The organism is Pseudomonas sp. (assembly GCF_035512415.1).
In the GTDB taxonomy this organism is placed as follows: Bacteria; Pseudomonadota; Gammaproteobacteria; order Pseudomonadales; family Pseudomonadaceae; genus Aquipseudomonas.
This window is the reverse complement of sequence record NZ_DATKDZ010000034.1, coordinates 16723-42695: the sequence shown is the minus strand read 5'-3', so window position 1 is coordinate 42695 and position 25973 is coordinate 16723. Positions and strand designations below refer to the sequence as shown.

The following is a 25973-nucleotide window of genomic DNA, read 5'->3' as shown; positions in this document are numbered from 1 at the left end:
GGTTTGCGCGGTGATTGCAGACAGCTGCTCGGCAGCGGCGGCAATCTGGCTGACGCCACCGCCAATGCGCCCCACCAGGGTGCGCAGGCTGAGGCTCATGGCCTGCATGGCCGCCATCAGCTGGCCCACTTCATCGCGGCGGTTGTGCTGCAGGTCCTGGCTGAGATCGCCCTCGGCAATGCGCCGGGCAAAGGTCACGGCCTGCTGCAACGGGGCGACGATGGAGCGGGAAATCAGCAGAGCCGCCAGCATACCCAGCACCACAGCCGCCAAGCCCATGGCCCCGAGCAGCAGCAGGGCCTGGCGGCTGTCGGCAGTCATCGCCTGGTCTTCGCGATTCTTGGCTTCCTCGGCCTGGGCCAGTACGGCACGCGCCTGCTCGACCATGGCCTGCTCACTGACCTGGCTCTGCTCACGCATCTGCTGGTAATTGGTAAAGGCCGTCTGGTACTGGGTCAGGGCCTGCAGGGCCGCCTCGATGGCGCGCTTCTGATCGTCGTCCAGCCAGACCATCAGGCTGCGCGCTACGGTCTGCAGGTCGTCGTTGATATAGGTCCACTCCTCCAGAGATTCGGCCGAGCCATCGATGATGAACTGGCTCTCATGGCCACGCAGATCGAGCATCCGCTTGCTCAGCCCCGAGGCGGTTTCCGCCAGGGTCAGCGGATCACTGCCGCGCAGCTTGTCGCCAGCCAGGCGCAGCTCACGTACGGCGTCGTACATGTCCAGCTCAATCACATCAAACTGGTCGCGAGCCTCCCCCGCCGCTTCGCGCATGGTCGTGCGCGCCTGACGCGCATTGCCCAGCAGCTGAACAAAGCCATCGAACTGGCGGCGGTAATCGGCAATGGCCTGCTGCATGCCCTGCAAGCGAGCACGGTCCTGAGCCGCACTGGCCTGCAGTTGCTCGGCCAACAGCGCGTCAACCTTGTCCAGCTGTTCCCGCACCCGCGCCGCCGCCTCATCGTTCTGGCGCAGGGCAAAATCCCGCTCGAAACGCCGCGCCTGGAGAATCATGCCGTCGATCGCCGACAGCCGACCGACATTCTCATGGCCCTGCAGCACCGCCTGCACGGCCAGAAAACCACTGCCGGTCACCGCGACCGTTAGCAACAGCACCAGGCCGAAACCACAGAGAAGTTTTTTCCCGACGCTGAGGTCGGCGAATAGGCGGGCGGCAGACGACATGACAATGACTCCGTTTTTATTATCGGGCGGCCTGACAGCGGCTGCTCTTTGTAATGACTGCAAGCAGTTTAGCCGCTACTCCCTGCAACCCCTGCGCCAGCCCATGGAAAAAATCAGGGCCACGGCTGCAGACAGCGCCACAACTGGCCTGCCGCGAAACGATGGCGGAGGATCCGACGGCATCCGTTTGCCGGTATCAGCCGTGATCGGCGACTTTCCGCCGCATCCCAAGCCTAGATGGCGGCTTATCGCCATCAGTTAAACCCAGAACCGTAAAAAGGCTCACGCTGCATGCAACAGGTAGGAGCGGGCCATGCCCGCGAAAGTATCTGGCCTCGCGTAGTTCTCAGGCATGGAACTGCGCAGTCCCACCCGTGCCTACAAGGAGTTGCTGCATGCAGCACATAACGGCTACATCACCATAAAAAAGAGGGCACACCCTTACGGTCATGCCCCCTGCATCGTCCACCCCAAAACCTTTTAGCGCCCGGCCAATACCGGCATCACCCGTGGCCGCAGCACTTCACCCAGCACCGCCAGCAGGCCGATGGCTCCGGCGATCCAGTACCACTGGCTAACCGGGTCGAACAGCAGCCAGTCGAGGGCGTGGAGGAACACCACCATGATCAGCACCGGGCTGACGTAGCGCACCATAAACAGCCACAAGGCATAGCCCAGCGGCGGCAGGTTCAGCTCATCACGCATGATTTCATCGCGCAGGGCATAGCCGGCCAGCAACACGATAAAGATCCCGCCCAGGGGCATCATCCAGCGCGAGGTCAGGTAGTCCAGCCAGTCGAAGAAGTTCTTGCCCAGCGGCGTCCAGCCGGCCAGCAGGTTGAACGAAAGCATGGCCAGCAGACTGATCACCAGCAACACGCTACCGGCCAGGACTGCAGCCTTGAAGCGGCTGATACCGTGCTTCTCGTTCAGATAGGCCACTGTGGCTTCGATCATGGAAATCGCCGAGGTCAGCGCGGCAATCGATACCATGGCGAAGAACAGCACACCGAAAACGGTGCCGAGCGGCATCTGCTGGAAGGCCAGCGGCAAGCTCATAAAGATCAGCCCCGGCCCCGCGCCAGGGCTCATGCCGTTAGCGAAGATAATCGGAAAGATCGCCAGCCCCGCCAGCAGCGCCACACAGGTGTCGCAGATGGCTACGACAAAGGTGGTGCGCGCCACCGACTGACCGTCCGGCAGGTAGGAGCCGTAGGTGAGAATCGCCCCGGAGGCCAGGCTGAGGGTAAAGAACGCATGGCCCAGCGCGGCCAGCAGTGCTTCACCGGTGATTTTCGAGGCGTCGAAGGTGAACAGGAAATCGAAGCCAGCGCTAAAACCGCCACTGGTAAAGGCATAGCCCACCAGAATCAGCAGCATCACGGCCAGGCCCGGCATCATCCAGCGCACGGCATTCTCGATGCCCTTCTGCACGCCTTTGGCAACGATCCACAGGGTCAGCAGCGCCACCAGCACGCTCCAGCCGCCGAGCTGCCAGGGGTTGGCGTTATGCGCCTCGAACACCCCGCCGAGCGCTTCCACGCTGGTGGCAGCCAGGGAGCCGTCGAGCATTTTCACGGTGTAGGCAAAGGCCCAACCGGCCACCACCACGTAGAAACACAGGATCATAAAACCGGCCAGCATGGCCATGCCGCCGACGGCTTTCCACAGCGGGTTGCCGCTGTTTTCCTTGACCACCCGACCAATTGCATCGATGGGGCTGCCACGGCCGCGTCGGCCAATGGCGATCTCGGTCATCATCACCGGAATGCCGATGGCCAGGATGCAGGCCAGGTACATCAGTACAAACGCACCACCGCCGTATTCGCCGGTGATATAGGGGAATTTCCAGATATTGCCCAGGCCCACAGCGGAGCCGGTTGCAGCAAGAATAAAGCCCCAGCGCGAGAGCCAGAGGTTTTTGGGTTTTTCACGGGTCATGCGTCACCTGTTTGTTTTTATCTGTGACGAAATGGAACCCGCAGCGCTTGTGGCGCGGCGGAGTGCAAGGCATTCAGGTCGGTTAAAGCTAGTGCGCTCGGCTATGCCGCTTTGCGCCTACCTGAGGGAGCCGGATTCGCCAGCCCCTAGCGGCGGCGAAGCCGGCTGGGATCACTGAGCGTCGGGTTGCACCTGCGGCGCGGCCTGTTGGAAGGCCGGCAGAGATTCACAACGCGCCGCCATGGCGAGAATGCGTGGGTACGCATCGAGGTCACAGTTAAAACGGCGGGCATTATACAGCTGCGGCACCAGACAGGCTTCCAGATATCCAGGCCGTTCGCCGAGCGACAGCCGATCATCGAATACCGCAAGCCCAGCCTCGACCGCAGCCATGCCCTTGTGCAGCCAGTGCTGATACCAGGCGTCTTTCTCCGCCTCGTCCACCCCAAGCTCGCCGCTCAGGTACTGCAGCACCCGCAGGTTGTTCAGCGGGTGCAGGTCGCAGGCGATATGCAGGGCCAAGGCACGCACCTGGGCGCGTTGCGCCGCATCGCTGGGCAGCAACGCCGGAACGGGGAAAACTTCTTCGAGGTATTCGAGAATCGCCAGCGACTGGGCGATACGCACCCCGCCGTTGCCCTTATCCACCAGCAAGGGCAGCAGCTCCTGCGGATTCAGCGCCTGATACTCGGCGCTGTGCTGCTGGCCGCCGTCCTTGACCAAGTGCACGGGTACTTGCTGGTAGGCCAGGCCCTTGAGGTTAAGGGCGATACGTACCCGGTAGGCGGCGCTGGAGCGCCAGTAGGAATAGAGTTTCAACATGCCGAACGTCCTGTAGCCGTAGGGTGGAAAACCGCGAAGCGTTTTCCACGGGGTGGCCATCCACCGAATATTTGAGCACCCTGGTGGATGTGAAAAGCGACATCCACCCTACGATTTATAGACCGTAGGATGGTTGAGCCTGCGATACCCATCGGCTCAAGGTGATGGGTATCGCTGCGCTAAACCTACGCGGCCCGACCCATCCGACGAATTCACACCTCGTATTTTTCCACCACCTGATCAATCGCGCCGAACAGGCTATGACCAGCGGCGTCGAACATCTCGATACGCACCCGGTCACCGAACTTGAGGAACGGGGTTTTCGCCTCGCCACTCTCGATGATTTCCAGCATGCGTTTCTCAGCCAGGCAGCTAGAGCCGGCACTGCGGTCGTAGTTCGACACGGTGCCGGAGCCGATGATGGTGCCGCAGCACAACGGCCGGGTCTTGGCGGCGTGGGCAACCAGGGTTGGGAAGTTGAAGGTCATGTCCACACCGGCATCCGGCTGACCGAACAGTGCGCCGTTGATATGCGAAACCAGCGGCCGGTGCACCTTGCCACCCTCCCAGATATCCCCCAGCTCATCCGGGGTAATCGCCACCGGCGAGAAGCTCGACGAGGGTTTGCTCTGATAGAAACCAAAGCCCTTGGCCAGCTCACCGGGAATCAAATTACGCAGCGACACGTCGTTGACCAGCATCAGCAGCTGGATATGTCCGGCGGCCTCGGCGGCGGTTGCGCCCATCGGCACGTCATCGGTGATCACCGCAATCTCGGCTTCCAGGTCGATGCCCCAGGCCTCGTCGGCCATTTGAATCGGGCTGTGCGGCGGGATAAAGCAGTCGGCACCGCCCTGGTACATCAGCGGGTCATGCCAGAAGCTTTCCGGAATTTCGGCACCACGCGCCTTACGCACCAGCTCCACATGATTGACGTAGGCGCTGCCATCGGCCCAGTGATAGGCGCGCGGCAACGGGCTATGGCAAGCGGCCTGATCGAAGGCAAATGCGCCCTCTTCCAGGCCATCGTTCAAGCGCTGATACACCGCCTCCAGCTTGGGCTTGCTCACCGCCCAGTTATCCAGCGCGGCCTGCAGAGTGTCGGAAATCGTCGGGACCTTGGTGGCGCGGCTTAGGTCGCGCGATACCACGACGAGCATGCCGTCGCGGCCTTGATTCAGTGATGCGAGTTTCATGGTTCAACCTTCAAATTGTGTGGCGCTTGCATCCCTCACCCCAACCCTCTCCCAGAGGGAGAAGGGGCGGAGCGCAGGCGCTCTCAGGAGTCTTTCCCCGGCGCACGCCAGGAGTTCACATATTCGGGTACATCCACCGCGGCGGCGGCTTCGCCGACTTCCAGGGCGCGGCGGGTATCGATCATCACCGCCACTTCATCGATAAAGGTGGCCGGATCGACCTGAGCCTTTTTCAGCGCCTTGGGATGCGGGCCGTGGGGGAAGCCGCAGGGGTGCAGGGTGACCATGCCCTGCTCGATATTGTCGCGGCTGAAGAAGTTGCCACGGTGGTAGAACAGCACTTCGTCGTAGTCGTCGTTGTTGTGATAGAACGGCACCTTCAGCGCGCCGGGGTCGCTCTCGACCGGGCGCGGGGTGAAGGTGCAGATGACAAAACCATTGGCGACAAAGGTGGTGTGCGCGGACGGTGGCAGGTGGTAGCGGTGGCTCATCAGCGGGCGGATATCGCGCCAGTTGAGGCGTACCACGGTGTTGTCGCCATGCCAGCCGACCACATCCAGCGGGTTGTAGGGATAGGTCACGGTGCTGATCTGGCTACGGCGCTTGATGCGGATCTGCCAGGTGTTCTCGTCCTGCTGGGCTTTGAAGGCGTCATCTAGCTTCGGATGATCGAGCACCGCCGGGTCGAAGATCGCCTGTGGGCCGAGCAGGCCCTTGTCCGGCAGCTGATAGGCACCGTCGGTGCTTTCGATCAGCAGCATAAAGGTCGGTTTACTGGCCTCGATACGCCAGGCGGTGCCGCGCGGAATCAGCAGGTAATCGCCGTCACGGTAGGTCAAATGACCGAAGTCGCAATAGAAGTGCCCTGCCCCCTCATGGATAAACAGCAGGTCATCGCCATCGGCGTTGCGCACCAGATGACGCATGGTGCCGTGGGTTTTCCACACGCGCAGCTTCACATCGCTGTTATGCAGGGTCAGCGGCGCGGCCAGCGGGCAGTCGCGCTCGCTGGAAATATCATTGAAGTTGAACGCATGGGGGCGCAGCGGCCCCTGCCAGTCGATCCAGCCGGTCGGCGGATGCTTGTGGTGCAGGTGCGCCGTAGGGCCGAAAAAGCCCTCGCGGCCCATCTCGCGCTCGTAGGTGCCTTCGGGAAAGTCGCAGTGCGCCTGGCGCGAACACTCGCCTTCACGCAGGGGAAAACTGATCCAGTTACGGCTCATCTCGAAGCTCCAGATGTGTAGGGTGGAAAACCGCGAAGCGTTTTCCACGGGGTGGCCATCCACCTGATATTCGTGTTCCCTGGTGGATGTAAACAGCGACATCCACCCTACGACTCAATCGGCGCTGATCACGCCGCGCTTGATCTGGTCTTCCTCGATGGACTCGAACAGCGCTTTGAAGTTGCCTTCGCCAAAGCCCTGGTTGCCCTTGCGCTGGATGATCTCGAAGAAGATCGGGCCAATCACAGTATTGGTGAAAATCTGCAACAGGATGCCGTCATCCCCCGGAGCCCCATCAATCAGGATGCTCAAATCACGCAGCACATCGCTCGGCTCGCCATGCCCGGCCACGCGGGTATCGACCTTGTCGTAGTAGGTGCCGGGAGTGACCATAAACTGCACGCCATTGGCCCGTAGCTGGCGCACGGTGGCGTAGATATCCTCGGTGCTCAGGGCGATGTGCTGGATGCCCTCGCCGTGGTATTCGCGGATAAATTCCTCGATCTGCGACTTGTCGTCGGCCGACTCGTTGATCGGGATGCGGATCTTGCCGCACGGCGCGGTCATGGCACGCGACAGCAGGCCGGTGAGCTTGCCTTCGATATCGAAATAGCGGATCTCACGGAAGTTGGCGATGCGCTCGTAGAAGCCCGACCACACGTCCATCTGCCCACGTTTGACGTTGTGGGTCAGGTGGTCCAACTCTTTCAGGCCGACCGCATTGTCGTTCGGCGTGCGGCCTTCGATGTACTCGAAGTCGACGTCGTAGATGCTCTTGTCACCATAGCGATCCACCAGATACAGCAGCGAACCACCAATGCCTTCGACGCAGGGGATATTCAGCTCGCCGAAGTTGGCGTGGCTGCCGACCAGTTTGGCACCCTGGGACTCGACATAGGCGGCCGCCTGGGCGGCGTTCTGCACGCGGAAGGCCATGGCGCAGGCACTCGGGCCGTGCTTCAGACCGAACTCACGTACGTGCCCGGTAGGGCTGCCGTTAAGCACGAAGTTGATATCGTTCTGCTGGAACAGCCAGACCTCTTTCGAGCGGTGCTTGGCGGTTTCGGTAAAGCCCATGGCGGTGAACAGCTCGCGCAGCTGCTGGATGCCTTCCGGGGTCGGCGCGGTGTATTCAACGAACTCGAAGCCGTCGGTACCGATAGGGTTGTGCTGTTCGATCTTGTTCACGGCGTTCATTGCGCCTCCTCGTTGTTGTTTTGATCAGCCGCTGCGTCAGCGGAATTGACCTCATAACAACCGAGCGCAGAGCGCCAAACAAGCCGGCTAGAGCCGCCCTACCCCAGGCCAGGCCTGGGCTTTCGGCAAGTTTTTAATACACCTTGAGAAACAGCGCGTTTGCTGACTGCAAACACTTGCCACGCGTAACGAAATATTTACAGAGCGGTTGATTTAACTGCCAGAAGCAAGGCCGCAGGGAACCAGACCCTATGCAATCGCCACAGCAAATCGCGGGCATGGCCCGCTCCTACGCCGGTAGGAGCGGGCCATGCCCGCGAAAAAATCTTGCGCTTACAAAGCAACCGTAGGGTGGATGACGCCTTTCTCATCCACCATGAGAACGCATTGGTGGATGGATAAAGCGCCATCCACCCTACGGATTGGCCGGCCTTGCGCAGCTATCAGTGCTGTAGATGGCCGTAGAGCTTGGCGTACAACCCGCCCTCAGCAATCAATTCTTGGTGGCCACCGTCTTCGGCGATGCTGCCGCCGTCGAATACCAGCACCCGGTCCGCCTGCTTCACCGCGCTCAGGCGGTGGGCGATGATCAGGGTGGTGCGGCCGTTGAGGAACTGGTTGAGCGCCTGATGCAGGGCGTATTCGGTGGCGGCGTCGAGGGCCGAAGTGGCTTCATCGAGGATCACCACCTTGGGCTCGGCCAGGACCATACGGGCGATGGCCAGGCGTTGGCGCTGGCCGCCGGACAGGCGCACGCCGCTGCGGCCAACCATGCTGTCCAGGCCTTGCGGCAGGTTGCGAATGGTGTCGGCCAGCTGAGCGATTTCCAGGGCACGCCAGCAACCTTCATCGCTGCGCTCGCGGCCCATGCACAGGTTGGCGCGCACCGTGTCGTTAAACAGCGCCGGGTGCTGCAGCACCACCGCGACGTTCTCGCGCACGCACTCCAGGCCGATTTCCTCTTGGCTGCTGCTGCCGAAGCGGATGGTCCCGGCCTGCGGGGTATAGAGCCCAAGCAGCAACTGCACCAGGGTACTCTTGCCGCCGCCGCTGGCCCCGACTATGGCAACCTTCTCACCCGGCGCGATGCTCAGGTTGAGGTGGTCCAGCACCGGTTCGTCGTTGTAGGCGAAGGTCAGCCCGCTGACTTCGATACCCACGGTCTCACGGCCTTTGAACGGGTCGACCCGCCCCGGGTAGTGCGGTTCGTCCTGGCGCGCCAACAGCTGGTTGATCCGGGTCAGCGCGCCGCCAGCGGCATAGAAGGCGTATTGCAGGCTGAGCAGCTGCTCGACCGGGCCGATCATAAACCACAGGTAGCTGAACACCGCGAGCATCTGGCCGATCGACAGGTCGGAGAACAGTACGGTGAGCATGGCCGCCGCGCGGAACACATCGATACCGAATTGAAACAGCAGGCCGCTGGCGCGGTTCGACGCATCGGTCCTCCACTGCGAGGCCATGGCGTGATCGCGCACCTCCCGCGCCCGGCCGCCGAGGCGACCGAGGAAGAAGCCCTGGCGGTTGCCGGCACGGATTTCCTGAATCGCATCCAGGGTTTCGGTCAGCGCCTGGGTAAAACTCGCCGTGCTGTCGTTTTCCAGTTTCTTCAGGTGCTTGACCCGCTTGCCCAGCAACACCGTGGCGTAGATCACCAGGGGGTTGAACAACAGGATCAACAGCGCCAATTGCCAGTGCATCCAGATCAGGATCGCCGAAGTACCGGCCAGGGTCAGCACCGCCACCAGAAAGCGGCTGAGGGTCTCGCCGACGAACTTGTCCAGGGTCTCCAGATCGGTGACCAGGTGAGTGGTGACAGTGCCGCCGCCAAGGCTTTCGTACTCACCAAGGGAGATGCGTTTGAGCCGTTCGATCAGGCGAATGCGGATGCGGTAGACGATGTCCTTGGACAGACGCGCGAACAACTTGGCCTGCAGCACGTTGAAGATCAGCGCCGAACCGCGCAGCAGCAGGGTCAGCACCAGCATCAGGCCGATATAGCCGGCAGCGGTTTGCCATTGCCCAGGGAGGAAGTTGTCCATCACCTTGAGCGCCGCATCACCGTCCTGCAGCAGCACTTCGTCGACCAGCAGCGGCAGCAACAGCGGAATCGGCACGCTGCACAGGGTGGCGAACAGCGCGACCAGATTGGCCAGAATCAGGGCTTTCTTGTGGTGCAGGGCCAGCCGGCGGATTTCCGCCCAGCTCAGGCGATCAGGCATGGGCGGCGCGCTCCAGCCAGCGCGCAAGCAACGGCTGCAGCACTTCAAGGGGTTGATAACCGTTGGTCAGCAGGGCCAGCTGGCCATTGCGTTCGGCCAGCAGAGTCGGGAAGCCAGCGATGCCCAGATCCTGCACCCAGCTGACATCGGCGGCGGTGGCGGCGCGTTGCTCGACGCTGTCGAAGGCTTCGGCAAACACGATGCGCGGAATCCCGGCGCGCTCGGCCAACTCCACCAGCACGCTGGCACGGGTGACATCCACGCCTTCGGTATAGAACGCGCGCTGGATCAACTGAGCCAGCGGCCAGACCATATCCGGAGCCAGGCTGCGCGCGGTGACCAGAGCACGGCAGGCCGGTTCGGTGTCGTACACCAGGCCCTCAGGCAAGCCTGCTTCGAAGTTGAACAGCTGACCGGTGCTGGCATTGACCGCCTGCCAGTAGCCCAGGTAACGCACCCGGGCGGCCGCATCGATGGCCACGCCATCACGGCGCAAACCGCCCAGCACCAGCTGCAGGCCGACGCCTGCCGCCGCAGCCTGCTCGGCGAGGGACTCGAGCACCGGGGCAAAGCCCCAACACCAGGAACACATCGGGTCCATCACATAGAGCAGGCGTGCTTGCATGTTTAAGCCTCGCGCGATTGTCGGGGGTTGTAGCCCAGTGGGTGCGGCTGATTACGCGCCTTGGCCAGTTCGATCTGGCGTTGGCGCTCGCGGGCACCGGCGCGGGTTTTCTCCGGCAGCGAGTCCCAGCAATGCGGGCAACTGACGCCCGGGGTGTAGAACTCGGACTGGCGATCTTCCACCGACACCGGCGTGCGACAGGCGTGGCACTGATCGTAGTCGCCTTCGCTCAGGTCGTGACGCACAGTAACCCGGTTATCGAAAACGAAGCAGTCGCCTTGCCACTTGGTCTGTTCCTGCGGCACTTCTTCGAGGTACTTGAGGATGCCGCCCTTGAGGTGGAAGACCTCCGCAAAACCTTCGCCGAGCATATAGCTGGAGGCCTTCTCGCAGCGGATGCCGCCGGTGCAGAACATTGCGACCTTCTTGTGCTTGGCCGGGTCGAAATGCGCCTTGATGTAGTCGGGAAACTCGCGGAACGACTTGGTTTGCGGGTCTACCGCGCCCTCGAAGGTGCCAATCGACACTTCGTAGTCGTTACGCGTATCGATCAGCAGCACTTCGGGGTCTGAGATCAGCGCGTTCCAGTCCTTGGGCTCGACGTAGGTGCCGACCTTGCTGTTGGGGTCCACGCCCGGCACGCCGAGGGTGACGATTTCCTTCTTCAGCTTGACCTTGGTGCGATAGAACGGCTGCTCATCGCAATAGGATTCCTTGTGGTCGATATCGGCCAGGCGCGCATCCTGGGCAAACCAGGCCAGCAGGCCGTCGATACCGGCGCGCGAGCCGGAGACGGTGCCATTGATGCCTTCCTCGGCGAGCAGCAGGGTGCCCTTGATGCCGTTATCCAGCATGGCCTGCAGCAGAGGCTCGCGCAGGGCCTGGTAATCGGGCAGGGAAACGAATTTATACAGCGCGGCGACAACGATCTTGTCAGTCATATGCATGTCCTTCAGTAGTCGCCCACGTAAAGGGCGGACCGGGATACAAAAAAATACGCCGGCCCAGGGTTGTTCACCTTGAGCCGGCGGTGGCGCAGTTTACGTTTCTTCAGACCTGGCGTGTAGGGGCCAATTGTCTCAGGACCGGCGCAAAGCCGGCTTTAAGCGGGTTCTCAGTGGCCGCCCTTGCAGGTCGGCGAGGCCGGCACGCTGCCCTGCTCTGCCCACTCATCGGGCGTGTAGGTATGCAGCGCCAGAGCATGGACCTGACTCATCAGCTCGCCGACCGCGGCATAGGCCTTCTGGTGGCGTTTGACCGCATTCAAACCGGCAAACTGCTGGCTGACGATCACCGCCTTGTAGTGGGTTTCCAGACCCCGGCTGTGCATATGGCTTTCATCCAGCAGTTCGAGGTGCTGGGGCTGCAGTGCGGCAAAGGCCGTCTGCAACAGATCGATTTTCGGCATCAGAGCGCTCCCTTTATGGCGTCTTGGGGGTCAGCTTGGCGCTCATCTCCGCCAGCAACTTGTTGACCTTGGGCACCGCGCTTTCCAGCTTGCTCTGGGTCAGCTGCGCCGACTGCGCAGTCAGGGACGGCATTTGCTCCAGAACCTTCTTGCCCAGGGGCGACTCATAGAAGGTGATCAGGTCTTTCATTTCCTGTTCGTTGAAGTTGCTGGTGTACAGCTTGATCATGTCCGGCTTGAGCTTGTCCCAACCGATAGCCTGCTCCAGCGCGGCGTTGGCCTGGGCCTGGTAGGTTTCCAGCAGGGCCTGATTGCTCGACGCTTCCTTACTTTCGGCAAAGCGCTGGGCAAACATCTCTCGCACCTGGCCATAAACCGGTACGGCCAGCTTGTCGGCGCGCGCCAGCAGGAGAAAACGCTCGGCATCGGCGGCATGGCTGCGCGCATCGGCGAAAACCTGGGCACTGGCGCAAGCCAGCAACAGTGCGGCACAGAGGGTGGATAAACGTGACATCGATGACTCCTGGGTCGAGGATTGAGCCCTGTTGGACTCCAGCAACCGGCATTTTGTGCCCAAGCGCCACATGCACTCAAGCGTGGCGTAGCGCACAAAGCGACTGTGCACTGGCGCACTGCCCGCTTAAAGTCCAAAATGCCAGCACTTGCCGGAGCGACTGCAGAGTGATCATGCTCGGCAGATCAGCCATTTCCTGCTACGCCGGGTCGATTGACCACTGCCTGACGCCCGTACACACATGGACGTGTTAGATGAACAGTTTCGCCTTCCCAGCGCCCCTGACGGCCATCCCGCTCTGCAGTGAGCAGGGCCAGCTCAACTCGCAGGCTATTGGCTGGTCGCCACGCCCGCTGGTCGATTGCGCCATCCCCGGGCACTACGGCCGCCGTAAGCGCTGGAATCACTGGTGCATCACCACGCCGGACTGGATGCTCTCGCTGACCCAGGCGGACCTCGACTACCTGGGTTATGCCGCCGCCTATTTTCTTGACCTGCAAAGCGGCCAGGCCTTCAGCTTTAGCAAGTTTCGCCTGTTCGGCATCGGCAGCCACCTGCCGGACCATCCTCAGCAAAGCCACGAATTCAATCATCCGCGCCTGCAACTGCGTGTCGCCGAACATACCGGGCGCACCCGGATAACCGTCAACGCCTCGGATATTGGCGGACAGGCACTGAATGTCGCCCTGGATATCCAGCGCCCGGCGCACCTCGACTCAGTCAATCTGGTGGTGCCCCTGGGCCCCCGCAGCTTTCATGCAACCAGTCGGCAACTGGGCCTGCCCTGCAATGGCAGTGTGCAAGTGGGCCAGCAGCACTACAGCTGTGTCGGCGGCCAGAGTTTCGCCGCCCTGGACTTTGGCCGTGGGGTCTGGCCGCTCAATAGCCACTGGACCCGCGCCGCCTTCGCCGCCCCCGGCGGCATCGCCGGCAATTTCGGGGCCGGCTGGACCGACTACAGCGGCCAGACGGAAAACACCCTGTGGTTTGGCGGCGAACTGCAGCACCTCGATGCGCCGATCAGCATCGCCCCGACAACCCCCGGCCTGCTGGCACCCTGGCAGCTCAGCAGCGCAGACGACGCGGCCAGCCTGATCTTCACCCCGCGCCAGCGCCATCAGGCCTACCGGCGACTGGGCCCCTTCTATGCCGATACCCAGCAATGGTTTGGCCACTACCATGGCGTACTACGCGGCCCGCAGGGCGAGCGAGTTCCCGTCAATAATGCCCTGGGCTGGCTGGGCGAGACCCACGCCCGCTGGTAATCCTCAGCGCATTGGAACCTCTGGTCCTTCGCGATAGCCTAAGCTTGCGCCACCTTCCGGAGAGCCCCCATGAGCCGTACAGAGACTGACAGCCTAGGCCCCATCGATGTACCCGAAAATGCCTACTGGGGCGCGCAGACCCAACGCTCGCTGATCAATTTCGCCATTGGCGAGGAGCGCATGCCCCTGGCCGTGGTGCATGCCCTGGCGCTGATCAAGAAGGCCGCGGCCCGGGTCAACCAGCGCATTGGCGAACTGCCCGCCGATATTGCCCGGCTGATCGAACAGGCGGCCAACGAAGTGATGGCCGGCCAGCACGATGAACAGTTCCCCCTGGTGGTCTGGCAAACCGGCAGCGGCACCCAGAGCAATATGAACGTCAACGAGGTGATCGCCGGCCGCGCCAACGAACTGGCCGGCGGCGTGCGCGGTGGCAAGAGCCCGGTGCATCCCAACGACCACGTCAATCGCGCCCAGAGTTCCAACGACAGCTTCCCCACCGCCATGCATATCGCCACCGCCCAGGCGCTGCAACAGCGGCTGCTACCGGCTATTCGCGAGCTGCGCGACGGCCTGCAGGAACAGGCCGAGCGCCATGCCAAGCTGGTCAAGACCGGGCGCACCCATATGATGGATGCCACGCCGATTACCTTCGGCCAGGAGCTCTCGGCCTTTGTCGCCCAGCTGGCCTATGCGGAAAGCGCGATCCGCGCGGCCCTGCCCGGCGTCTGCGAACTGGCCCAGGGCGGCACCGCGGTTGGCACCGGGCTCAACTCGCCCCAGGGCTTTGCCGAAGCCATGGCGGCCGAACTGGCGGCCCTGAGCGGCCTGCCGCTGGTCAGCGCCGCGAACAAGTTTGCCGCCCTCAGCGGCCACGAGCCCCTGGTGCAACTGTCCGGGGCCTTGAAGGTGCTCGCCGTGGCGCTGATGAAGCTGGCCAACGACCTGCGCCTGCTCGGCTCCGGCCCCCGCGCCGGCTTTGCCGAAGTGCGTCTGCCGGCCAACGAGCCGGGCAGCTCGATCATGCCCGGCAAGGTCAACCCGACCCAGTGCGAAGCCCTGTCGATGCTGGCCTGCCAGGTGTTGGGCAATGACACGACCATCGCCTTTGCCGCCAGCCAGGGGCATCTGCAGCTCAATGTATTCAAGCCGGTGATCATCCATAACCTGCTGCAATCGATACGCCTGCTGGCCGACGGTTGCCGCAATTTCCAGCAGCACTGCATCGCCGGCCTGCAAGCGGATAGCGCGCAGATGGCCGCGCACCTGGAACGCGGCCTGATGCTGGTGACCGCGCTGAACCCGCATATCGGCTACGACAAGGCCGCGGAAATTGCCAAGAAGGCTTATCAGGAAGGCAGCACCCTGCGTGAGGCAGCGTTGCAGCTGGGCTACCTGAGCAACGAACAGTTCGACGCCTGGGTGCGTCCCGAAAACATGCTAGAGGCGGGTCAACATGAGTGAAGAAGCAAAGAGCGGCGCAACGCCACTGGAAGGCGACGGCAAGCGCATCCTGATGATCCTCGGCACGCCGAAAAGCACCAGCCTGTGCCACGCCCTGGGCGAAGCCTATGCCCAGGGCGCGCGCAGCAAGGGCCATGTGGTGCGCCAACTGAAACTGGGGGAAATGAACTACGACCCGGTGCTGCGCGACGGTTACGAACAGAGCCAGACCCTGGAGCCGGACCTGCTGGAAGCGCAGCGGCAGATCCACTGGGCCGAGCATCTGGTGTTCGTCTACCCGGTCTGGTGGGGCGGCATACCGGCGCTGCTCAAGGGCTTTTTCGACCGCACTTTTCTGCCCGGCTTCGCCTTCAAATACCGCAACCGCTCACAGCTGTGGGACAAGCTGCTCAGCGGCCGCACCGCCGACCTGCTGGTGACCATGGACACCCCGCCCTGGTACTTCCGCTGGATCTACGGCGCGCCGGCACATCGGCAGATGACCCGTACCATCCTCGGCTTCAGCGGCATCAAGACCCGCCGCCTGGCCGAATTTGCCCCAGTGCGCCCCTCCTCCGAAGAGCAGCGGCAGAGCTGGTTGCGCCGCGCCGAACGCCTGGGCCTGCGCGCCTAGCACCCTGCCGGGGCTGCGTGTCCGAACTACAAGGCCCATGACCACGTAGGGAGGACATGCCGAAGGCTTGTCCGCCATCTCGGTGCCAGCGGTGGACAAAGCTGCGCTATGCCCACCCTACGCAACTGCCCTCACTACGCTCAACGATCAGCCGTCGACCCGGGAGCGGAACAACGCCTGATGCTCGCGGCATTGCGCGGCCGCGAGCAGAAACACGCCGTGGCCGCCGCGCTCGAATTCCAGCCAGGTGAAGTCGACTTCCGGGTACAGCGCTTCGACATGCACCTGGCTATTGCCCACCTCGACGATCAACAGGCCCCGCTCCGTCAGATGATCGGCCGCTTCGGCCAGCATGCGTCGCACCAGGTTCAGGCCATCCTCGCCACAGGCCAGGCCCAGGGCCGGCTCGTGCTGGTATTCGGCCGGCATATCGGCGAAGTCCTCGGCATCCACATAGGGCGGATTGGAGAGGATCAGGTCAAAGCGCTGGCCCGGCAAACCGGCAAAGCCGTCGCCCTGCACGGTGTACACGCGCTCATCCAGGCCATGCCGTTCGATATTCTGGTTGGCCACTTCCAACGCCTCGTAGGACAGGTCGCCCAGCACCACCTCGGCCTCCGGAAACTCATAGGCGCAGGCGATGCCGATGCAGCCAGAGCCGGTACAGAGGTCGAGGATGCGCTGGGGCTCCTGGCCCAGCCAGGGCTGCAGATGCTGCTCGATCAACTCGGCAATCGGTGAACGCGGCACCAGCACACGCTCGTCGACGATAAAGGGCAGACCGCAGAACCAAGCCTCGCCCAGCAGGTAGGCGGTTGGCACGCGCTCGTCGATGCGCCGCTTGAGCAAATCATGCAGGTGCGCATGCTCGTCGTCTTCCAGGCGGCAATCGAGGTAGCTGTCGGCTATTTCATAGGGCAGGTGCAGGGCTCCCAGCACCAGCTGGCGCGCCTCATCCCAGGCATTGTCGGTGCCATGGCCGAAAAACAGCTCTTCGCCCTGAAAGCGGCTCACCGCCCAGCGGATGTAGTCGCGCACGGTGCGCAGGCGGGTGTTGAGAGCAGGGGTGGCGGTCACGGCAGCGGTCTCCGGGGGCTAAAGATCGCGCATTCTAGCCCAAGGACGCATCCCTGCACGAAAACGCCGCACCGGCACGTAAGTAGCACTGCCAAAGCCCAGGGGACAGGCATATAATTTGAAACACTTTTTTAACCCTTCCCTCCCCCTCCTCCGAGACCTCCACAAAATGGTCATAGATCCGTTCTCGATCACGGGCTTGCTCGTGCTGGCGATATTCCTGATTGGCATGACGCTGATCGTGTTTGAAGCACAACTGGAAATGGATAAGTTCAAACCGGCGATGTTTATGATGTCCGGCCTGATCGTTATCGGTGCCCACTATGCAATCAACGACCCCAATGGTTTCCAGTATTTCCTCCATGCGCAGAATGAGACCAAGGAAGAACTCTTTGGCCTGATCGCCTTTATGGCGTTTATGTGGATGGTGGTCGAACTGCTCAACGAGCGGAACGTATTCACCGCCCTCAACGGCTATTTGATGCGCAAGGGCCTGGGTGCCAAGGGCATGTTCTGGGCCACTGGGGCACTGTCGGCGCTGCTCTCGCCCTTTCTCAACAACATCACCACGGCGATGATCTTCGGTAAAACCGTCAAGAGCATCTCCACCAACCAGCGCTACACCCATATATCGCTGTGCAATATCGTCGTGGCGTCCAACAGCGGGGTGTGGTTTCTCGGCACCTCGACCAGCCTGATGGTGGTGCTGGCCGGGAAAATCAGCATCGCAGGGCTGTTGCTGCTGATTCCTTCGGCGCTGATCGGCTGGCTGCTGTTCGCCGCCACCCTGCACCTGTTCTACCTGCGCAAACTGGACGGCGAAAGCCTGGTGCATATGGCCGACCAGGCGGAAACCGGTCTCAAGCCGGGCGGCGCGGGCCTGGCGATCGTCGGTTTCTTCGCCGTGTTTGGCGCGGTGCTGTGCAACATTCTGCTGAAAGTCAGCATCGAGTTCGCCATCGGCATCGGCCTGGGCTTTGTCGCTCTGTATGCCTGGTTGCTGATGCAGCGCGGCATCGAACTGCCCTGGCAGGATCAGCTGCAGAAGGTCGAGTGGAACGCCCTGCTGTTCTTTATCGGCATCATCACTTCGGTGGCCTGCCTCAATCATGTCGGCTGGCTGTCGTATATCTCGCAGCTGTTTGAAGTGATGCACCCCACCGCGGTCAACGTGGTGCTCGGGGTGGCGTCCGGGGTGATGGATAACGTGCCCGTGGAAGCGGCTGCGCTGATGTCCAACCCGCAGCTGGGGCTCGATCAGTGGGCACTGAATGCGCTGATGGTGGGGATTGGCGGCTCGCTGACAGTGGTCGGTTCGGCCGCCGGGGTAATGGCCATGTCCCTGGATAAGACCTACAGCTTCGGCGTGCACCTGAAGTTCCTGCCGGCCATTCTGGTCAACTTCTTCGGCTCGCTGGGCGTCTGGTACCTGCAGTTCGAACTGCTAGGCCTCTACTGACGCCAGGCCACATAGGGCCGCGCCGGGGCTTGCTCCAGGCGCGGTTCAGCCGCGCTTCTGGCGCCGCTCGCTCAGGGCTGGATCATCACGTTTGAGACTTAATTCGCGCAGCACGGCGATGGAAATCGCCAGGGCGAATAACAACCAGAAGTGTTCGGAAAACAGCGATACCAGGCTCATTGGGCAACTCCTTTTGCTTTACGACACCCCATCCTCGGGAGTGGTTCGATTCTGCTCGTCACCTCAGCCATACGCAAGGCCAGCCGCAGCGCAGCAGACAAGCCCCGCGCAGTAACGGCTTAGGCCCGGCCAATGCCGCCAGCAAGGCAATGATTCAGGCGCAATCACCCGTAGAGGTTCACAGCAGCAGCCCAGAGGCGGACAATGCAGGAAGTCGTCCATGCCAGCCTGGAGTTCCCTGCCATGTCCATCCCCCAAACCCTGTTCACGTTGACCGGCCGCGGCCATGCACCTGCCAGCCTGAACAATGCGACCCTGCTGATCATCGATGCTCAAGAGGAGTATCGCAGCGGCGTCCTGAAACTGCCGGGGCTGGATGCTGCGCTGGAAGAAATCGCCACTCTGCTGGCAGCGGCCCGCGCCCGGGGCTGCGCCATCGTCCACGTCAAGCACCTGGGTATTCCCGACGGTCTGCTCGACCCACGTGGCCCCCGCGGCCATCACCTGCCCGAAGCCGCGCCGCTGCCGGGAGAAATCATCGTGGAAAAACGCATGCCCAATGCCTTTTCCGGCACCGACCTGCACGAGCACCTGCAGAAGCTAGGGCACCTGGACCTGATCATTTGCGGTTTCATGACCCACTCCAGCATCAGCACCACCGTGCGCGCCACCAAGGATTACGGCTATCGCTGCACCCTGGTCGATAGCGCCTGCGCCACCCGCGACCTGCCAACCCTGGACGGCCAGGTGATCAGCGCCGCCGACATGCACCGCGCCGAAATGATCGCCCTGGCGGACAATTTTGCCGCGGTGGTCCCCCGCGCCAGTGCCTTGCTGTAAAACCGAATGTCCTCACTCGCCGCGTGCAACTCGCGCTCCCCGTTGAACCACGCCAGTAGCAGCAGGTCATACCGGCGTTAGCCTCTAAGGAATTCGCAATGAAACCATCCGATGGTTTTGATGCTCGCCGCTTGCGGCCCCGCAGCTCCGGCAACTGGCGCTCGCGCCTCGGTGCAGGGTTGGCGGCGCTGCTGTGCATGCTCGGCGTACTGCTGACCATGGCGGGCGCAGCAACGCTGCTCGGCCGCCCCGCAGCCCTCGGCCCGCTGAACGAGTCGCCGGCCGCAGGCGTGGCCTTTGTGGCAATCGGCCTGCTCCTGCTGTATTTCGCCATCATGTTCTGGCGGCGCTGTCGCCGCCGCATGCGCCAACACGGCGACCTAAGCCTCGCCCCACACCTGATGAAAAAGCGCGACTGATAGCGGGCCGATCCAGTCCGCACTTGAGCCCGCACCTTGGTTACACTAGCGGCCTTCGCGGAGATATAGGGTCTGTTGCCGTTTCGTCGCGAGCCGCGTTGCCGCGTAATATCTCGCCAGGCCAAGCGGAGGACGCAGGTAATGGTGTTCCCTTGCCAAGTCCTCCAACACCGCATGGCGAGATTTTACGCGCAACCCGAAGGGCCGGGCCTGTTTTAGCGCGATACTGCGTTTCTCGACACTCATTTGGAACCACCAAACTTCGCGTCTCGTGCCTTGCCTCGCGCTAAAACAGGCTCCGGCGCGGCCGCGAACAAAACGGTAACAGACCCTAAATGCAAGACGACGATTTATCCCTGTTCAAAGCCGAGCTACACGGCGTCAAACCGATCAAGCATGACCGCGCAGACACCGGTAAACCGAAACCCAACCGGGCGCAACTGGCCACCCTGCGCCAGGCGGCCACGGCGCGCGTGGAATCGGTCAAGGTCGACGGCCTGTCCGACCAGTTCGTGATCGATGTCGGTGCCGAAGACCCGCTGTACTGGGCCGGCAACGGCGTGCAGGAAGGCCAGATGCGCAAGCTCAAGCTGGGGCAGATCAGCTTCGAAGGCAGCCTCGACCTGCACGGCATGACCGTGGAAAAAGCCCGCGACACCCTGTGGGAGTTTCTTGCCGAGGCCAACAAGCTGGAGGTGCGCTGCGTGCGCATCACCCACGGCAAGGCGGTGCGCATGGACGGCCGCAAGCCGATGATCAAAAGCCACGTCAACACCTGGCTGCGCCAACACCCGCAGGTGCTCGGCTTTACCTCCTGCCTGGCCAAGCACGGCGGCACCGGCGCGGTTTACGTAATGCTCAAGCGCACCATGATGGATGGCCGCGACGAGTAAGCAGACCGCCGCCACACTTGCCAGCCAGGCCCCCGCGGCCTAACCTGCGCCCTTTAGAAAGACCTACGAGATTGTCCATGTCCCTGGAACAGAACTACACCGCGATCCTTGGCCAACTCGGCGAGGACGTGTCCCGCGAGGGCCTGCTCGACACACCCAAGCGCGCCGCCAAAGCCATGCAGTACCTGTGCAAGGGCTACCAGCAGACGCTGGAAGAAGTCACCAATGGCGCGCTGTTCAGCTCCGATAACAGCGAAATGGTGCTGGTGAAGAACATCGAGCTGTACTCGCTGTGTGAGCATCATCTGCTGCCGTTTATCGGCAAGGCCCATGTCGCCTATATCCCCAGTGGCAAGGTGCTCGGTCTGTCGAAGGTCGCGCGTATCGTCGATATGTACGCGCGCCGCCTGCAGATCCAGGAAAACCTCAGCCGGCAGATCGCCGAAGCCATCCAACAGGTCACCGGTGCCCTCGGTGTTGCGGTGGTGATCGAAGCGCAGCATATGTGCATGATGATGCGCGGCGTGGAGAAGCAGAACTCCTCCATGGTCACCTCGGTGATGCTCGGCGAATTCCGCGATAACGCCGCCACGCGAAGCGAGTTCCTTAGCCTGGTCAATAACTGATCAAGCCCACTGCAGAAGAAACCGGCCATGGCCGGTTTTTTTGTACCTACTCTGGCGACAACCCGCCAGACTCTGCGCTAAAACCGCCAAAATATGGCGGAATCACGCCATTCCACCCTGGAAAATCTTCCTGTAGCACTGCGGCAGAGCACCGCAGCCCGCGGCTTTGCAGTGGCGGGCATGCTTCTTGCGATTCTTTCAAGTAGCCCCAGGCAACGCCAGTCGCCGCGCCTTGAGCCGCTGCCGTTATGCACACGACGCCTTGCACCCCCCGCCCCGCGCCTGTCGCCCGCCGACGGGCCAGCACGCTATTGCCACACGCCTGACCCCGTGTCGGCGCAGGTCGTCATTCTGACTTCACCGAGAAGATGGTTGGTTTAATGAAAAAGCTCCTGTTGACCCTGCTGTGCCTGAGCGTGATTGGCTGCGCCAAGCACCCCGAGCCGGAAAAAACCGTGGATGTTCTGTTGATTGGCGGCGGCATCATGAGTGCCAGCCTGGGCACCTACCTCAACGAGCTGGAGCCGGGCTGGAGCATCGACATTTACGAGCGCCTTGATCAGGTCGCCGAAGAAAGCTCCAACGCCTGGAACAACGCTGGCACCGGCCACTCGGCCTTTTGCGAGCTGAACTACACCCCGCAACTGGCTGACGGCAGCATCGATATCAGCAAGGCGGTGGCGATCAACGAGTCGTTCGAGATTTCCAAGCAGTTCTGGGCCTACCAGGTTGAGCGCAAGGTGCTGAACAACCCGCCGTCGTTTATCAACAACGTGCCGCATATGAGCTTTGTCTGGGGCGATGACAACGTCGACTTCCTCAAGAAACGCCACGCAGCCCTGCAGGCCAGCTCGCTGTTCCGCGGCATGGAATATTCCGAAGACCCGCAGCAGATCAAGCAGTGGGTACCGCTGGTGATGCAAGGCCGCGAGCCTGGGCAGAAGATCGCCGCCACCCGCGTATCGATTGGTACCGACGTCAACTTCGGCGAAATCACCCGTCAGCTGTTCGGCTCGCTAAGCCAGCAGGACAACGTCAGCCTCAACCTGCAGCATGAAGTGCGCGGCATCGAGCGCAACGCCGACAACACCTGGAACGTGCAGGTGGCCGACCTGGCCAACGGCGGCGCAGAGAAAACCATCAACGCCAAGTTCGTGTTTATCGGCGCTGGCGGCGCGGCGCTGAAACTGCTGCAGATGTCCGGTATTAGTGAAGGCGAAGGCTATGCGGGCTTCCCGGTGGGCGGCTCGTTCCTGGCCACCAGCAACCCGGAAATCGTCGCCCAGCACCAGGCCAAGGTGTATGGCCTGGCATCGGTAGGCTCACCGCCGATGTCCGTGCCGCACCTGGATACCCGCGTGATTGATGGCAAGAAGGTGCTGCTGTTCGGGCCGTTCGCCACCTTCTCCACCAAGTTCCTGAAACATGGCTCGCTGCTCGACATGTTCAGCGCCCTGACCACCGACAACATCCTGCCGATGACCCACGCCGGCATCGATAACTTCTCGCTCAGCACCTACCTGATGGGCCAGCTGATGCTCAGCCAGGAAGACCGCATGGACTCGCTGCGCGACTACTTCCCAGAAGCACAGTCGGAAGACTGGGAGCTGATCCAAGCCGGCCAGCGTGTGCAGATCATCAAGAAAGACGCCGAACACGGCGGCATTCTGCAGTTCGGCACCGAAGTGGTCAGCGCCGCCGATGGCAGCCTCGCTGCCCTGCTCGGCGCATCGCCAGGTGCCTCGACAGCCGCGCCGATCATGCTCTCGGTACTGGAGAAAACCTTCAAGGACAAGATGCACAGCCCGCAGTGGCAAACCAAGCTGAAAGAAATCATCCCGTCCTACGGCCAAAAGCTCAACGACGACCTGGCGCTGACCAACCAGACCCGCGCCTGGAGTAGCGAACGCCTGCAACTGGAGTTCGTTGAAGTGCCGCCGCTGGCCCTCATCCCAGAGGTCAGCCAGGCGCAGTAAGCGCCTGCCGGCAATGCAAATTGCCAGAAGCACCTTTTGCCGTCGCCTCACGCGACACAAGCTGCGGCCATGGATGGCACGCAATAAAAAACCGGCCACAAGCCGGTTTTTTATTGCCCCGTGAAAAGCCTACTGCCCCTTGAACGGCACACGCGGCTTGGTGCGTAGCGGGTCGAGCAGGCCCGACAGGCCGTTGTGATCGATCTCCTGCATCAGCGCCAGCAGCCGGCCGATTTCACCCTGGGGGAAGCCTTCGCGGGCGAACCAGTTGAGGTAGTTACCGGGCAGATCGGCGAGCAAACGGCCTTTGTGTTTGCCGAAGGGCATCTCGCGGGTTACCAGCAATAACAGGTCTTCAGGTTTCATCGCAGGCTCGGCAGGGTTCGGCAATCGAACGCGGATTATGCCGTTGGGCGCAGAGCCAGACCAGCGCCGACGCCAAGGCGAGAAAACTCGGGTAAGCTGCGCGCCCCTGTTTATCGACCCAAGGTTTGCCCCCGCATGATTATCAAGGCACTGCGCATCGGCCTCGGCCAGTTGATCATCTTCCTCGACTGGATCAGCCGTCCGGCCAAGCTCAAACGCACCCCTGAAGCTCAGGCTGCGGTCGAGCAAAGCGCCAGCAACCTCGCGCTGTACCAGTTCCACGCTTGCCCGTTCTGCGTAAAAACCCGCCGCACCCTGCACAAGCTGAACGTGCCGGTAGCTCTGCGCGACGCGAAGAACGACGCCAAAGCGCGTAGCGAGTTGGAACAATTTGGCGGCAAGATCAAGGTGCCGTGCCTGCGCATCGAAGAAAACGGCCAGAGCACCTGGCTGTATGAGTCCAAGGCGATCATCGCCTATCTGGACGAGCGCTTCGCCAGCGTCTGACGTCCGATACTGCACCGGGGTTTGCCCCGGCGCAGACTTGCAGGGCTTACTTGATAAAGTACTTGCCCCAACGCTCGATATTACGCACCGACTGCTGACGCTGCAGGGCACGGCCTTGTTGGGCCTGCTCGACGGCGGCAATTTCATCATCGATGACCTTGGTCGACAGCGACAGCCAACTGGTCGCGAAGGCCATGGCGTCGCCATGCAGCTCCAGTGCATCCATATTGATATTGTCGATGTTGTCGCAGGCATCGTGATAGCACGGGTCGAATGGCTGGTTGGCCGCACCGCCGAACTTCTGCGCCTGCTCCTCGCTCTTCAAGTCTTCGGCACCGGTGAACAGGCCGCCAAAGGCAATGCCTTCCTCGAAGAACTGCGCATAATCGGAACGGAAGTCGATCTCGGTGCCCTCCGCCGGCGCACCACGCAGGCCGAAGTAGGCTTGCAGCAGCCGCTCGATGGCAGCCGAGCCGGGCGGGCCCTGCAGGCCGAAATCCGAACCGTCGCCGTCATAGATAAAGTTGCCGAAATTCGGCGAAGCGATCATGTCGAAGTTCAGGTAGGCCTTGATCTGCTGCTTCTGCTCGTCCGGCAACTGGCTGGCGTAGTAGGTCGAACCGACCAGCCCCGACTCTTCCGCGCCCCACCAGGCGAACCGCACCTGATTGAGAGGACGGGCCTTGCTCATCAGCACCGCCATTTCCAGCAGCGCGGCGCTGCCCGAGCCGTTGTCGTTGATACCAGGGCCCTCGCCCACCGAATCCAGGTGCGCACCGACCATCACCACATTGTTCGGGTTGCCGCGCCGGGTCTGGGCGATCACGTTATGGGTTTCGGTACGACTACGCTCGACGTCGGCCACCATGCGCACTTGCACCCCTGCGGCCTGCGCCCAGTCGGCACCGATATCGTAAGTGGTGAACAACACCGGGATACCGCCGGCATAGGTATCGCCCAGGGTCGCGTTCATCAGGCCCTTGCGATCCTCGCTATCGCCCTGATTGAAGATGATCGCCCCCGCCGCACCAGCCGCCGCGGCATTTTCGGCCTTCTGCTGAAAGCTGCAGGTGCCGCGCTGGATCAGGGCGATGGAGCCACTGGGGAAGGCCGCGAAATCCTCCGTTTCACAACCGCTGCTGGAGGTATTGCCGGCACCGAGCATCAGATCCACCGGCACCACGGCGGCGCTGACATCGCCGGCTTCGGTTTGCGACAGGTAGGTGAAATCCTCGTCCCAGACGTAGTCGGTCGGCGTCGGCAGCAGCATGCTCAGGGTGCCTGGGCCAATCGGTTCGTAAGAGGTGAAGGGGAAAGCCTGCAGGGTGACCTGGTAACCGGCCCGTTCAAGCGTCGTACGCACGTAGTCGACGGAGGCCTGATAGCCCGGCTGCGCGGCGGCGCGGTTGCCGCCATTGAGGCTGGCGATATCCTGCAGGGCTTGCAGACGGGTCAGCACCTTGCTGGCCTGCATGCAGTGGGGCAAGCCCAGCGGAGTGCCCACCAGCAGCGGCGATTTGCACGCCGATAGCGGCGGTTTGCCAGGGGTCCAGAAATCATTGAAGCGCTCGCTGTCACTGGGCGAGGCGGCAATACCGGCGGTGGAGGCGATTAAAGCGAGCGAACCAACAACCCAACGAACATTGTTCTTCTTCGTCATGGGAAATCATCCTTGGATAGACATTGTTGTGGCTGGTCGTCTATGGCATCTGCCACTGCCCCCTACGGCTCCCTGGAGACGCGACCATAAGCAGTGACTCGCGCCTGCCCCTTCGGTTCTGTATTTATTGATCGAACGCCGACCCAGCGCGCAAATTTGAGCACTAGGTCAAAAAAATCCTCACCAAATATTGCCCGGGCGCACCGGGGCAGCCCAGAAACCCCTAGTGTGCGAACACCCTAGGCTGCCAGGTGCCCAAGTGCCGAGCCGATGCCGATAGAACTGGCCGGCC

The 25973-nt window shown here is 62.2% G+C and carries 25 protein-coding genes and 1 pseudogene; 11 read left to right on the top strand and 15 right to left on the bottom strand.

The features are described from left to right. Positions 1-93: 93 nt before the first annotated feature. Positions 94-1017: pseudogene (locus VMP31_RS23435) on the bottom strand (HAMP domain-containing protein); the annotation flags it as partial. Positions 1018-1186: 169 nt separating this feature from the next. Here VMP31_RS23435 and VMP31_RS16375 point away from each other — a divergent pair. Then, the gene (locus tag VMP31_RS16375) at positions 1187-1450 is read left to right on the top strand and encodes a hypothetical protein (protein WP_325508766.1); all 264 of its coding nucleotides are present in this window, start codon (positions 1187-1189) and stop codon (positions 1448-1450) included. A 218-nt stretch (positions 1451-1668) separates the two neighbouring features. Here the strand turns inward: VMP31_RS16375 and VMP31_RS16370 are convergent, their stop codons facing one another. The 10 genes from VMP31_RS16370 to VMP31_RS16325 form a co-directional block, all read right to left on the bottom strand. Beyond that, entirely contained in the window at positions 1669-3129 is a 1461-nt protein-coding gene (locus tag VMP31_RS16370) for a sodium-dependent transporter (protein WP_325508765.1), read from the bottom strand. A gap of 171 nt (positions 3130-3300) precedes the next feature. After that, positions 3301-3951 (bottom strand): maleylacetoacetate isomerase, encoded by a 651-nt coding sequence (gene maiA, locus VMP31_RS16365; protein WP_325508764.1) that lies wholly within the window; start codon positions 3949-3951, stop codon positions 3301-3303. Positions 3952-4163: 212 nt separating this feature from the next. Then, on the bottom strand, positions 4164-5147 hold the full coding sequence (locus VMP31_RS16360; RefSeq protein ID WP_325508763.1) for a fumarylacetoacetate hydrolase family protein: 984 nt from the start codon (positions 5145-5147) through the stop codon (positions 4164-4166). Between the two features lie 83 nt (positions 5148-5230). Next, the gene (locus tag VMP31_RS16355) at positions 5231-6370 is read right to left on the bottom strand and encodes a homogentisate 1,2-dioxygenase (RefSeq protein WP_325508762.1); all 1140 of its coding nucleotides are present in this window, start codon (positions 6368-6370) and stop codon (positions 5231-5233) included. 114 nt (positions 6371-6484) lie between these two features. Further along, complete coding sequence (hppD, locus tag VMP31_RS16350) at positions 6485-7567, bottom strand: 4-hydroxyphenylpyruvate dioxygenase (protein WP_325508761.1); 1083 nt, start codon at positions 7565-7567, stop codon at positions 6485-6487. 443 nt (positions 7568-8010) lie between these two features. Further along, entirely contained in the window at positions 8011-9789 is a 1779-nt protein-coding gene (locus VMP31_RS16345) for an ABC transporter ATP-binding protein (RefSeq protein WP_325508760.1), read from the bottom strand. Continuing rightward, a complete protein-coding gene (locus VMP31_RS16340; RefSeq protein ID WP_325508759.1) occupies positions 9782-10414 on the bottom strand; it encodes a DsbA family protein in 633 nt (210 codons plus the stop codon). The genes VMP31_RS16345 and VMP31_RS16340 overlap by 8 nt, the downstream gene beginning before the upstream one ends. Before the next feature lie 2 nt (positions 10415-10416). Continuing rightward, the gene (locus tag VMP31_RS16335; protein WP_325508758.1) at positions 10417-11355 is read right to left on the bottom strand and encodes a rhodanese-related sulfurtransferase; all 939 of its coding nucleotides are present in this window, start codon (positions 11353-11355) and stop codon (positions 10417-10419) included. 173 nt (positions 11356-11528) lie between these two features. Continuing rightward, positions 11529-11822 carry a BolA family protein gene (locus VMP31_RS16330; RefSeq protein ID WP_325508757.1) on the bottom strand — a complete coding sequence of 98 codons (294 nt, stop codon included), beginning with the start codon at positions 11820-11822 and terminating at the stop codon, positions 11529-11531. 13 nt (positions 11823-11835) lie between these two features. Continuing rightward, positions 11836-12336 (bottom strand): DUF2059 domain-containing protein, encoded by a 501-nt coding sequence (locus VMP31_RS16325; protein WP_325508756.1) that lies wholly within the window; start codon positions 12334-12336, stop codon positions 11836-11838. A 254-nt stretch (positions 12337-12590) separates the two neighbouring features. Here VMP31_RS16325 and VMP31_RS16320 point away from each other — a divergent pair, with 254 nt between their 5' ends. The 3 genes from VMP31_RS16320 to VMP31_RS16310 all read left to right on the top strand — a co-directional run bounded on the left by VMP31_RS16320 (position 12591) and on the right by VMP31_RS16310 (position 15678). Beyond that, the gene (locus VMP31_RS16320) at positions 12591-13601 is read left to right on the top strand and encodes a DUF2804 domain-containing protein (RefSeq protein ID WP_325508755.1); all 1011 of its coding nucleotides are present in this window, start codon (positions 12591-12593) and stop codon (positions 13599-13601) included. 69 nt (positions 13602-13670) lie between these two features. Then, a complete protein-coding gene (locus tag VMP31_RS16315; RefSeq protein ID WP_325508754.1) occupies positions 13671-15065 on the top strand; it encodes a class II fumarate hydratase in 1395 nt (464 codons plus the stop codon). Beyond that, complete coding sequence (locus VMP31_RS16310) at positions 15058-15678, top strand: NAD(P)H-dependent oxidoreductase (protein ID WP_325508753.1); 621 nt, start codon at positions 15058-15060, stop codon at positions 15676-15678. Before VMP31_RS16315 ends, VMP31_RS16310 begins: the two co-directional genes overlap by 8 nt. Positions 15679-15825: 147 nt before the next feature. On the opposite strand, the gene prmB is transcribed toward VMP31_RS16310, so the two are convergent. Beyond that, positions 15826-16755 (bottom strand): 50S ribosomal protein L3 N(5)-glutamine methyltransferase, encoded by a 930-nt coding sequence (gene prmB / locus VMP31_RS16305; RefSeq protein ID WP_325508752.1) that lies wholly within the window; start codon positions 16753-16755, stop codon positions 15826-15828. A gap of 205 nt (positions 16756-16960) precedes the next feature. Here prmB and nhaD point away from each other — a divergent pair, with 205 nt between their 5' ends. After that, the gene (gene nhaD / locus VMP31_RS16300) at positions 16961-18214 is read left to right on the top strand and encodes a sodium:proton antiporter NhaD (RefSeq protein WP_325508751.1); all 1254 of its coding nucleotides are present in this window, start codon (positions 16961-16963) and stop codon (positions 18212-18214) included. Between the two features lie 45 nt (positions 18215-18259). On the opposite strand, the gene VMP31_RS16295 is transcribed toward nhaD, so the two are convergent. Next, positions 18260-18394: a hypothetical protein gene (locus tag VMP31_RS16295; RefSeq protein ID WP_325508750.1), complete on the bottom strand. Its 135-nt coding sequence runs from the start codon at positions 18392-18394 to the stop codon at positions 18260-18262. A gap of 243 nt (positions 18395-18637) precedes the next feature. Here VMP31_RS16295 and VMP31_RS16290 point away from each other — a divergent pair, with 243 nt between their 5' ends. The 5 genes from VMP31_RS16290 (at position 18638) to VMP31_RS16270 (ending at position 23148) form a co-directional block, all read left to right on the top strand. Beyond that, entirely contained in the window at positions 18638-19234 is a 597-nt protein-coding gene (locus VMP31_RS16290; protein WP_325508749.1) for a cysteine hydrolase family protein, read from the top strand. Between the two features lie 98 nt (positions 19235-19332). Continuing rightward, positions 19333-19653, top strand: coding sequence for a hypothetical protein (locus VMP31_RS16285; RefSeq protein WP_325508748.1), 321 nt, complete (start codon positions 19333-19335; stop codon positions 19651-19653). Positions 19654-19988: 335 nt separating this feature from the next. Next, the gene (locus tag VMP31_RS16280; protein WP_325508747.1) at positions 19989-20546 is read left to right on the top strand and encodes a Smr/MutS family protein; all 558 of its coding nucleotides are present in this window, start codon (positions 19989-19991) and stop codon (positions 20544-20546) included. Between the two features lie 77 nt (positions 20547-20623). Beyond that, complete coding sequence (gene folE, locus VMP31_RS16275; protein WP_325508746.1) at positions 20624-21172, top strand: GTP cyclohydrolase I FolE; 549 nt, start codon at positions 20624-20626, stop codon at positions 21170-21172. A 380-nt stretch (positions 21173-21552) separates the two neighbouring features. Next, positions 21553-23148, top strand: a complete 1596-nt coding sequence (locus VMP31_RS16270) for a malate:quinone oxidoreductase (protein WP_325508745.1) — start codon at positions 21553-21555, stop codon at positions 23146-23148. A gap of 129 nt (positions 23149-23277) precedes the next feature. On the opposite strand, the gene VMP31_RS16265 is transcribed toward VMP31_RS16270, so the two are convergent. After that, complete coding sequence (locus VMP31_RS16265) at positions 23278-23514, bottom strand: DUF3820 family protein (protein ID WP_269383119.1); 237 nt, start codon at positions 23512-23514, stop codon at positions 23278-23280. A gap of 135 nt (positions 23515-23649) precedes the next feature. Between VMP31_RS16265 and VMP31_RS16260 the strand changes: the two genes are divergently transcribed. Beyond that, positions 23650-24021, top strand: coding sequence for a glutaredoxin domain-containing protein (locus tag VMP31_RS16260; protein WP_325508744.1), 372 nt, complete (start codon positions 23650-23652; stop codon positions 24019-24021). Positions 24022-24067: 46 nt separating this feature from the next. On the opposite strand, the gene VMP31_RS16255 is transcribed toward VMP31_RS16260, so the two are convergent. Next, the gene (locus tag VMP31_RS16255) at positions 24068-25681 is read right to left on the bottom strand and encodes a M28 family metallopeptidase (protein WP_325508743.1); all 1614 of its coding nucleotides are present in this window, start codon (positions 25679-25681) and stop codon (positions 24068-24070) included. Between the last annotated feature and the right edge of the window lie 292 nt (positions 25682-25973).